This is a genomic window from Brachybacterium sp. HMSC06H03 (assembly GCF_001807385.1).
Classification (GTDB): domain Bacteria; phylum Actinomycetota; class Actinomycetes; order Actinomycetales; family Dermabacteraceae; genus Brachybacterium; species Brachybacterium conglomeratum.
This window is the reverse complement of record NZ_KV788832.1, coordinates 6,057-15,846: the sequence shown is the minus strand read 5'-3', so window position 1 is coordinate 15,846 and position 9,790 is coordinate 6,057. Positions and strand designations below refer to the sequence as shown.

Here is a 9,790-nt window from a genome sequence, read left to right as displayed (position 1 = left end):
GGCCGGCGCGCTCGTCGCGGGGCTCGCGGTCGCGGTGGTCCCGATCGCGCGGCAGGCCGGCGGCGCCGGCGCCGTGCTGGAGCGCTACGACACGCTCTACCACCTCACCGCGCTGACCCACATCCGCGAGACCGGCGACGGCTCGAGCCTCACCCTGAACGCGGTGACCAGCAGCACCCGGGCCCCGTCCTCCTATCCCGCGGCCTTCCACGACCTGGCCGCGCTGGTGTCCGGCGTCGACATCCCGATCGTGCTGAACGGCTCCGTGCTCGCGCTCGCGGTGGCGCCGTGGGTGGTGGGCCTCGCGCTGCTGGCCCGGACACTGTTCCCGCAGGTGCAGTGGGCACCGCCCGCCGTCGCGCTGGTCGCCGCGGTGATCCCCGCCAGTCCGCTGAATCTGTGGATCCATCTCTCCCCCGTCCCGAACCTCACCGGCTTCGCCGCCCTGACCGGGGCGCTCGCGGGCGCTGTCGCGCTCTGGCACGCCCTGACCGGCCCGGTGCGGGCCCGGGCGGGCCTCGACGAGAACGCCTCGGTCTCCGTCCTGCAGCCGGCGCCCTCCCCCGCCGTGCGCGACGCGCCCGACGGCTCCGCCGACGCGGCCCCGGTGTGGCCTGCGGCCGGGGCGGCGCTCGGGGTGGTGGGGCTCTCCGGGATCGGCCTCACGCTCATGCAGCCGAACGTCGGGGTGATGGCGCTGATCCTGATCGCGGTGCTGACGATCGTGACGGGGCTTCCCCTGCGGCACACCCGCCGGCGCCTCCTCGCCGTGCCGGTCCTCGCGCTGCTGCCCGTCGCGGTGCTGACCTGCACGCCGCTGGGCGACCGGGTGACGGGCTTCTCCGGCGGTCTGCAGGTGCCGTGGTGGTCGGCGCTGGGGGAGGTGGGCCTCGGCCTGCTGACGGTGTGGCCGATGGCGCTGGGGACGGTGATCGCGGTGCTGTGGTGGCCGGGCCTGGTCTCCACGCTGCGCGGCCCGCTGCGCTGGCTGCCCGTGGCCTGGATCGTGGTCGCCGTGATGTACCTCGACGCCGCGGTCGACTCGCCGCTGAACCTCTCGGTCCTCTTCTTCCGCGGCCAGGACCGGATCGCGATCCCGCTCGCGATGCTGTCCGCGCTGCTGGTGGTGCCGGGGCTGCAGGCCTGGGCGCGCCTGCTCCGGCGCTCCCTGCCGCTGGGCGGGCCGACCGTCCGCGGCCGCGCCGTGGTCGCGGTGCTGGTCGTGCTCGCGACCCTCGCGGCCCTCGGCTCGGTCCCCCCGCGGCTGGACAACGCCGAGAAGAACCTCGCGGCGGAGTATCCCGGGCGGGGCCGCTTCCTCCAGGCCGACGAGCTCGAGGCCTTCGCCCGCATCGCCCCGGAGCTGGACCCGGACAGGTCGATCCTGGCCAGCCCGTACTCGGGCGCGGCGCACATGTACTCGCTGTACGGACTGAACGTCCATCTGCCCGTCGCAGGCACGGCGCTGACCGACCAGGACCGCGCCGCGATCGCGGCGGTCCCCTACGCCGACCGGTGGACCTGGCGCTGCCGGACCCTCACGGAGGCGGGGATCGGCTACATCTACCAGGAGCGGCAGCCCTACCAGTACGACCCCGCCTTCAGCGCGATCGAGCAGGGCGGGGAGCCCCTCGGCACCGTCCTGTTCGAGACGGACCACTCGAGGCTGATCCGGATCGAGTGCGATCCGACGCTGTGACCCCGCCCGGTCGCTGATCCCGGCGGAGCGCCGCCCCCTGCAGGGGGCCTGCCGCCGCCGCTCCCCCTCCCCCGCACGGACGGCGAGAGGGCGCCACGGCTCGCAGCCGTGGCGCCCCCTCCGCATCTGCCGGGCCTCCGTGGGGTCAGCCGGCGACGGCCTTCCGGGTCACCTCGATGACGCGCTCGACGTCCTGGTCGGTCAGGCCAGGGAACATCGGCAACGAGATCTCGCGGCGGTAGTAGTCCTCCGCCACGGGGCACATCCCGCGCTGGTAGCCGAGGTCCTCGAAGACCGGGTGCCAGTAGGCGGGGATGTAGTTGACCTGCACCCCGATGCCCTGCTCGCGCATGGCCTCGAAGATGGCGCGGCGCCGCTCGGCGGGGACGCGCAGCGGGTAGAGGTGCCAGGCGGGCGCCGCCCCCTCGGGCACGCCCGGGATGTCGACGCCCTCGAGGTCGCCGAGCGCCTCGTCATAGGCCTTCTTCACCTCGGCGCGGCGGGCCACGAACGCATCGAGGCGCGCGAGCTGGCTGGTGCCGAGCGCGCAGAGCACGTCCGGCAGGCGGTAGTTCAGCCCGAAGCTGTGGACCTCCTGGTGCCAGGGGCCCTCGTCGGGATAGCGCTGCACCGCCTTGTCGCGCACCAGGCCGTGGTTCTTGAACGCCCGGGCGCGGGCGGCGAGGTCCGCGTCGGCCGTCACGACCGCACCGCCCTCCGCGGTGGTGAGGTTCTTCGTGGGGAAGAACGAGTAGGTCGTGAGGTCGGCGAGGGAGCCCACCGGGGCACCGTCCTGGGTGGAGCCGATGGAGTGCGCGGCATCCTCGAGGAACAGCGCGCCCTGCCGGGAGGCGATCTCGCGCAGGGCCGTGCCGTCGACCGGCACGCCGGCGTAGTCGACGCCCGCGATGACCTTGGTCCGCTCGGTGACCGCGGCCTCGACGGCGGCGGGGTCCAGGTTGCCGGTGGCCGGGTCGACGTCCGCGAACACGATCTTCGCACCGTGCAGGGCGGCGCCCGCGGCGGTCGCGACGAAGGTCAGCGGGGTCGTGACGACCTCGTCACCGGGCTCGATGCCGGCGGCGGCGTAGGCGACGTGCAGCGCCGCGGTGCCGGAGGTGACCGAGACCGCGTGCTCCACGCCCGCGCGCTCCGCGATCGCCGCCTCGAACCGGTCGACCTCGGGGCCCGTGGTCAGCCAGTCGCTGCGCAGCGCCGCCTCGACGGCGGCGATGTCGTCGGACTCGATGGACTGACGTCCGTACGGCAGCACCTCAGATCCCTCCCTCGATGATGTCCGCGATCTCCTGCTGGGTGTACCACTGGTCGTTGGAGTCCGAGCGGAAGAAGAACCCGGGCTCGACCGGCACGGCGCCCTCGGGGGCCTTGTAGCCCCAGGTCGCGAGGTCGGGCTGGATGATGAAGTACTTGCCGTCCTCGATGATGACCGCGCGGCGGCCCTCCTCGGGGCTGATCATCTCCTCGTGGAGCTTCTCGCCGGGACGCAGGCCCACGTCGACCATCTCGGCGCCGGGCACGACGGCCTGGGCCAGGTCGGTGACCTTCATGGAGGGGATGCGCGGCACGAGCAGCTCGCCGCCCTGCATGAGCTCGAAGGTGTCGATGACCATCTGCACGGCCTGCGGCAGGGTGATGAAGAAGCGGGTGCAGGTCATGTCCGTGATCGGCAGCGGCTTGCCCTCCTCGCCGAGGCGACGGAAGAAGGGGATGACCGAGCCGCGCGAGCCCATCACGTTGCCGTAGCGCACCACGGCGAAGCGGGTGTCGTAGCTGGCGGCGTAGTGGTTGCCCGTGATGAAGAGCTTGTCGGCGGTGAGCTTGGTGGCGCCGTAGAGGTTGATCGGGCTGGAGGCCTTGTCGGTGGACAGGGCCACGACCTTCTTCACGCCGGCGTCGATGGACGCCTCGATGACGTTCTGGCTGCCGAGGATGTTGGTCTTGACGAACTCGAAGGGGTTGTACTCCGCGGTGTCGACCTGCTTGAGCGCGGCGGCGTGGACGACGTAGTCCACGTCCTTCAGCGCACGAGCGAGGCGGCGCTCGTCGCGGATGTCGCCGAGGAACCAGCGCAGGCGGGGGTCGTTGCCGAACTGGTTGCGGACCTCGTACTGCTTCAGCTCGTCCCGCGAGAAGACGACGACCCGTCGCGGGTTGTGGTTGTCGAGCACTTCACGCAGGAAGGCCTTGCCGAAGGAGCCGGTCCCACCGGTGATGAGGATGGAGGCACCGTTGAGGAGCGACATGCAGATCTCTTTCGTCGACGGGGTTGGGGCGGCACCCGGGCGACCCGGGACGCGCGTGCCATTATGGCACGGTGACCGATACACGAACCGTCGCAGTGATCCAAGCTCGTACAGGCTCCTCCCGCCTCCCCGGGAAGGTGCTCCGGCCGCTCCGCGGCCGACCGGTCCTGGGGTGGATGGTGCGGGCCGCCCGCGCCGCCTCGGGCATCGAGGACGTGGTGGTGGCGACGTCCACCGCCCCCGGGGACGACGCCGTCGCCGAGCTCGGCGAGGAGCTGGGCGTGCAGGTGGTCCGCGGCAGCGAGGACGACGTCCTGTCCCGCTTCGTGCTCGCCCTGGAGGAGACCGGGGCCGATGCGGTGGTGCGCCTGACCGCGGACTGCCCGCTGGCGGACCCCTCCCTGATCTCCGCCGTGGTGGGGCTGTGGAAGGCCGATCCCTCGCTGGACTACACCGCGACCACGCTGGTGCGCACGCTGCCGCGCGGCCTGGACGTCGAGCTCGCCTCGCGGGACGCGCTGCTGACGGCCGATGCGGAGGCCGAGAGCTTCCACCGCACGCACGTCACCTCCTATCTCTACGACTCCAAGCGCTACTTCCGCACCATGGGCCTGGTCGTCCAGCCGGCCGCGAACGACCTGCGGGTGACCCTGGACACCGTCGAGGACGGCGAGATGCTCGACGCCGTCGTCGCCGAACTCGGGGATCGCGCCCCGGCGTGGCACGAGGTGGTGGACCTGCTGCGCTCGCGTCCCGACATCACCCGGATCAACGCGGGCGTGCGCCAGAAGAAGCTGGCCGACGGATGACCCACGTCGCGATCCGGTGCGATGCGACCCCGTCGGGAGGCATCGGCCACCTGGTGCGGGCACTCTCCGTCGCCGACGCCGCCCGCGCCGCCGGGCACACCGTGGTGGTCGCCGGCTCGATCGAGGCGCCGCTCGCCCGGCACCTGCTGGACGAGTCCGGTCTCGAGGTGACCGCGGCGCCCGAGGACCTCGGGATCCTCGCCGCCGAGCAGGGAGCGAGCGTCGTCCACGTCGACGACTACACGATCGGGGCCGACGCCCGGGACCAGGTGCGCGCCGGCGGCGCGCTGCTGTCCTCGATGGAGGACGGCGCCTTCGGCCGCCGTCCCGCCGACGTCGTCGTCGACTCCACGATCCGCGCCGAGCGGGTCGGCCGCCCCGAGGACGGCAGCGGCGAGGTGCTCCTCGGCATCGCCTACGCCCCGATGCGCGCCGAGGTGCGCGCCGCGCGGGAGAAGCGGGTCGAGGCGGACCACGACGTCAGCCGCGGTGCCCGGGTTCTGATCGTCATGGGCGGCACCGACGCGACCGGCGCCGCCGGGACCCTCGCCGCCGTCTGCGCCGCGGCAGAGGGCGTCGCGCACGTGAGCGTCATCGCGCCCGAGCACGGCTGGGACGCGGTCCGGACCGAGGCCGGGGAGGACGTCGAGCTGCTCGCCCCCTCCCCCGCCTTCCTCGAGCGGGCGAGCGCGGCGGACCTCGTGGTCAGCGCCGCGGGCACCACCGCCTGGGAGCTGGCCTGCATCGGGGTGCCGAGCCTGCTGGTCGCGGTGGTGGAGAACCAGCGCGCCGGCTACGAGGCCGCCCTCGCCGAACGGATCGCCCGCGGGCTCGGCACCCTCGAGCAGGTGCGCGCCGACCGCCCCGCGGCGACCGCGGAGGTGGAGCGGGCGATCGCGGACCTGCGCGCGATGCGCAGCTGGACCCCGGTGGGCCGGGAGAAGGTCGACGGCCACGGCGCGGAGCGGATCGTCGCCGCCTGGGACGCGGCGCTCGCGCACCGGATCGGGACGGCGGAGACGCCGGTCGCGGCGCGGCCCGCGACCCCGTCGGACTCGCCCCTGCTGCTGCGCTGGCGCAACGACCCGGAGACCCGGAAGGTCTCCCGCGACTCCGCCCCGGTGCCGTGGCAGTCCCACTCCACCTGGTACGCGCGGACGCTGGAGAACCCGTCCCGCGAGCTGTACGTCGTCGAGCGGGGCGGCGCGCCCGTCGGCACCGTGCGCTTCGACGCGCTGGAGGGCGCGTCGGCGGGCGAGGAGTGGGAGGTGTCCATCACCCTCGCCCCCGAGGCGCGCGGCCACGGGCTCTCCCGTCCGGTGCTCGCCGCCGGCGAGGCGGCCTTCGGGGCGCGTCACCCCGGCGCCGTCGTCGTCGCCGCGATCCTTCCCGACAACCTGCCGTCCCAGCGGCTGTTCGCCGGGGCCGGCTACGTGCTCGATCCGGATCGCGACGACGGCGAGTTCGACGTGCTGGTCAGACGAGATCCCAGCTGAGCGGCGTCCCGCGCTTGACGTCCTTCGCGAAGGTCCGGCCGAGGACCACGTCGAGATGGCGCGGCTCGAGCCCGCCCGCGGGACGGATCGAGCGGACGTTCTCCGCGGTGATCTCCTCGCCGGCGCGCACGTCCTTCACCACGAACAGCGAGCGGCGCAGGCGCTGGGACTCGGCCTCGGACGTCGTCGGGCCGACGTGCACCTCGCCGAGCGCGAGCCAGGCGGCGTAGGACTCGTCGACCAGGGCCTTCAGCTCCTCGGGCTCGAGGGAGAAGTCGGAGTCGACGCCGCCGTCGGCGCGGCGCAGCGTGACGTGCTTCTCGAGGATCGCGGCGCCGAAGGCGACGGCCGCGACGCTCACACCGATGCCCTTGGTGTGGTCGGAGAGACCGCCGACGACCTTCCAGGTGTCGGCGAGCACCGGGATGGTGCGCAGGTTCGACGCCTCGGCGGTCGCCGGGTAGGAGGAGGTGCAGCCGAGCACCGCGATCTGCTCGTTGCCCTCGGCGCGGAGGGTCTTGACGGCGAGGTCCACGTCGCCGGCGTCGGCGGCGCCGGTGGAGAGGATCACCGGCTTGCCGGTGCGGGCCACCTTGCGCAGCAGCGGGATGTCGCCGATCTCGAGCGAGGCGATCTTGTAGACCTCGGCGCCGAGGTCCTCCAGGAGGTCGACGGCGGTGTCGTCGAAGGGGCTGGAGAACGGGATCATGCCGTGCTCGCGGGCGCGGGCGAAGATCGCCTCGTGCCACTCCCACGGGGTGTGCGCCTCCTGGTAGAGGCTGTAGAGGTTCCGTCCGCCCCACAGGCCGTGGCTGTCGGTGATGCGGAAGGCGGGGCCGTCGGCGTCGATGGTGATCGTGTCCGCTGTGTAGGTCTGGAGCTTGATCGCCGGGGCGCCGGTCTCCGCGATCGCGTCGACGATCGCGAGGGCGCGGCCGAGGTCGCCGTTGTGGTTGCCGGACATCTCCGCGGCGACGAAGGGGGCATGGGCCTCGCCGACCTGGAGGTCGCCGATCTGCAGTGACTTGGGGGTACCGTTCTGGCTGAAGGACATGCGCCGATCGTACCGGAGCAGGTGGCGGCGCCCGCCCGTCAGCTGTGCAGGGTGCTGCGGACGAGACGCTCCAGCCTGGTCCGGCACTCCGCGAGGACGAGGTCGACGCACTCCTGGTAGGGGGCGGTGAAGTCGATCCAGGGCGGGGCGATGATCGTCGAGTTGCGCGAGAGCTGGTCGACGGAGGTGATCCCGCCCCCGGTGCGGTAGAGGTAGTTCTCGGGCGAGAAGCCCAGCAGCCAGGTCGGGGTGCCGACGGCGGCGGCGAGCTCCATCGGGACCGTGCTGATGCCGATCACGAGGTCCATGGAGGCGACGTGCGCCGCGAGCCCCTCGAGGTCGTCGAAGAGGTCGACGTCCTGGATCTGCCGGATCCCGTGCTCCTCCAGAGACGCCCTCTCCCCGTCGTCGGTCGCGTGCTGGATCGACCAGAACTCGACCCCGTCCACGTCCAGCAGCGGGGTGAGCTGCTCGAGGCCGATGTACATCATCCGCCGGGTGCCGCCGGAGAAGTGACTCCTCCAGACCAGGCCCACCTTGAGCCTCCCCTCGGCGCGCGGCACGGCCCGGGCGGGATCCGGGACGAGATAGGCGCCGGTGTCCTGGCGCGGGAGCACGCCGGCGAAGCGGTTGAAGGTGAGGTTCTGGCCGTAGGTGACGTGGTCGGCGGCCTCGACGTAGGGGTCGCAGTGGGCGGGCAGGTGGCTGGCGAGGATGAAGTCGCTGTACCGGCCGTCGTAGACGGGGTTCAGGTGGCCGCGGATCCGACGGGCGACGTCGACGAACTCGATCGTGGGGAAGCTCCGCTCGAGCAGGGTCCGCAGCCGCGGGTCGCAGGTGGCGGTGACCCGGTAGCGCGTGGCGAGCTCGCCGAGGTGCTGCGCGCCGCGGATCTCGTCGCCCACGCCGTCGTCGGTGATGAGGAAGAGGGAGGAGCCGGGATCCTCGGGCAGCGGCGCGGCGTTCAGGAACTTCTCCCCGAGGTCGCGCTCGAGGATCCGCCACGGCGGCGCGGTGCGGCGCACGCTCCAGGCCTTCAGGTACTGGCCCGTGAGCATGAGGGTGGTCCCCTGGTCGCGGTCGCCGCGGCGGATCCCGGCACGGCCGGCGCTGGCGCTGCCGTAGCCGATCTCGTTCCGGAGGTCGATGACGGTGCGGTCGCCGTCCAGGCGGGCGTAGACGAGCCGGAGCCCGGTCGCCGCGACGGTGTAGGTCGGGTCCTCGACGAGGACGGAGTGGAGCAGGTCCGCGGCGTCTCGGTGCTCGCCCCGCTCCATCGCGATCAGCCCGCGGCCGCAGCGGGCGCCGAGCATCGTCTCCGGCACGCCGCGGAGGGTGGGGACCAGGGCGTCGAGCTCGGGCAGGAGGTCCTTCACGGTGAGCACGCGCAGGAGGGAGTCGCGGGTGTGCACGTCCATGGCGTCGAAGCGGGAGGTCGTCGCCTCGAGGCACGCTTCGTAGAAGTCCTGGTGCGAGGGACTCTGCCCCCGCAGGTCGTGGGCGAGGGCGAGCACGCCCGGCATGCCGCGGTGCTCGGCGGGGACGGCGCCGAGGTCCGGGACGAGGGCGCCCGAGTCGAAGCGCAGCGCGGCCTCGGCGACTGCGCGGTCGCGCAGCCCGTGCTCGGACAGCTGCCGCTCGAGAAGGGTGCGGGCGGTGTCCGCGTGCCCGTGGGTGACGAGGTCGTGGACGTAGCGCAGGTTGTCCTTCCAGCGGAAGGGGTCCTCGTCCCCGCCGGCGAAGAAGTCCCTCACGTCGATCTTCTCGAATGCGGCCGTGCGGAGGCGGAACTCGCGGAAGCGCAGGTCCCGGAGGGTGGCGCCGGGGGCGCGTGAGCCGCCCTCGGAGGTGCGCAGCGTGCGGAGCGCCGCCACCTTCTCGGCGGCGGGGAGCCCCGAGAGCTGGATCCACTCGGCGAGCCTCACGCGCTGGGCCGGGGTGAGGTCCCGATCGGCGAGGGAGCCGAGATGCGGGGCCAGGAGCTGGTCGGCGCGCAGCCCCTCCTGGCCGCTGAGCAGGGTGACGCCGACGAAGCACTCGTCCAGCAGGTCCAGCCCGTCCGTGTCGATCCCGTCCAGCAGCGCAGCAGCGGAACGGAAGTTCCTCATCCGTGCGAGATGGCGAGCCCCGGTCAGGACGATGCCCGGGTCGGTCCCCGGGTCGTTCGCCGCGACGAGCGCGCGGCGCTCCGAGAGATCGAGCAGCGGTCTCACGACACGGGTGAGCTTGCGGAACACGGCACCATCTGGGGTTCGGGTCGAGCACCGATCGGCTCGTCACTGAGCCTGATCCTATCCGGGTGATCCGCGTGTCACCTGCGAGATCGGAGTCCCGGCCGTGGGTCCGCGGGCAGCGACGGACCCCCGGCCGGAGCCGCCCCTCAGGCGGTCCCGAAGATGTCGTGCCGGCTGGCAGGGACCTCGTAGGGGACGAGGTCGTGCGGCGAGGTCGCGAGGCGGAACAGGCCC

At 73.0% G+C, this 9,790-nt stretch carries 7 protein-coding genes; 3 read left to right on the top strand and 4 right to left on the bottom strand.

What is annotated here, in order from left to right; all coding sequences use genetic code 11:
• Window positions 1-1,699, top strand: a 1,699-nt coding sequence (locus HMPREF3159_RS10295; RefSeq protein WP_070500947.1) for a DUF6541 family protein, incomplete at its 5' end; no start/stop codon positions are given.
• A gap of 145 nt (window positions 1,700-1,844) precedes the next feature.
• On the opposite strand, the gene pseC is transcribed toward HMPREF3159_RS10295, so the two are convergent.
• Window positions 1,845-2,972: a UDP-4-amino-4,6-dideoxy-N-acetyl-beta-L-altrosamine transaminase gene (gene pseC / locus HMPREF3159_RS10290; protein ID WP_070500946.1), complete on the bottom strand. Its 1,128-nt coding sequence runs from the start codon at window positions 2,970-2,972 to the stop codon at window positions 1,845-1,847.
• A 1-nt stretch (window position 2,973) separates the two neighbouring features.
• Window positions 2,974-3,963 carry a UDP-N-acetylglucosamine 4,6-dehydratase (inverting) gene (gene pseB / locus HMPREF3159_RS10285; protein WP_070500945.1) on the bottom strand — a complete coding sequence of 330 codons (990 nt, stop codon included), beginning with the start codon at window positions 3,961-3,963 and terminating at the stop codon, window positions 2,974-2,976.
• 71 nt (window positions 3,964-4,034) lie between these two features.
• On the opposite strand from pseB, the gene HMPREF3159_RS10280 reads away from it, so the two are divergent.
• Window positions 4,035-4,772 (top strand): cytidylyltransferase domain-containing protein, encoded by a 738-nt coding sequence (locus tag HMPREF3159_RS10280; RefSeq protein WP_371441707.1) that lies wholly within the window; start codon window positions 4,035-4,037, stop codon window positions 4,770-4,772.
• Window positions 4,769-6,268 (top strand): bifunctional UDP-2,4-diacetamido-2,4,6-trideoxy-beta-L-altropyranose hydrolase/GNAT family N-acetyltransferase, encoded by a 1,500-nt coding sequence (locus HMPREF3159_RS10275; RefSeq protein WP_070500943.1) that lies wholly within the window; start codon window positions 4,769-4,771, stop codon window positions 6,266-6,268. The genes HMPREF3159_RS10280 and HMPREF3159_RS10275 overlap by 4 nt, the downstream gene beginning before the upstream one ends.
• On the opposite strand, the gene pseI is transcribed toward HMPREF3159_RS10275, so the two are convergent.
• Both pseI and HMPREF3159_RS10265 read right to left on the bottom strand, forming a co-directional pair.
• The gene (gene pseI, locus HMPREF3159_RS10270) at window positions 6,249-7,322 is read right to left on the bottom strand and encodes a pseudaminic acid synthase (protein WP_070500942.1); all 1,074 of its coding nucleotides are present in this window, start codon (window positions 7,320-7,322) and stop codon (window positions 6,249-6,251) included. The genes HMPREF3159_RS10275 and pseI overlap by 20 nt on opposite strands.
• Window positions 7,323-7,360: 38 nt before the next feature.
• On the bottom strand, window positions 7,361-9,559 hold the full coding sequence (locus HMPREF3159_RS10265; protein ID WP_070500941.1) for a glycosyltransferase family protein: 2,199 nt from the start codon (window positions 9,557-9,559) through the stop codon (window positions 7,361-7,363).
• Window positions 9,560-9,790: the final 231 nt, after the last annotated feature.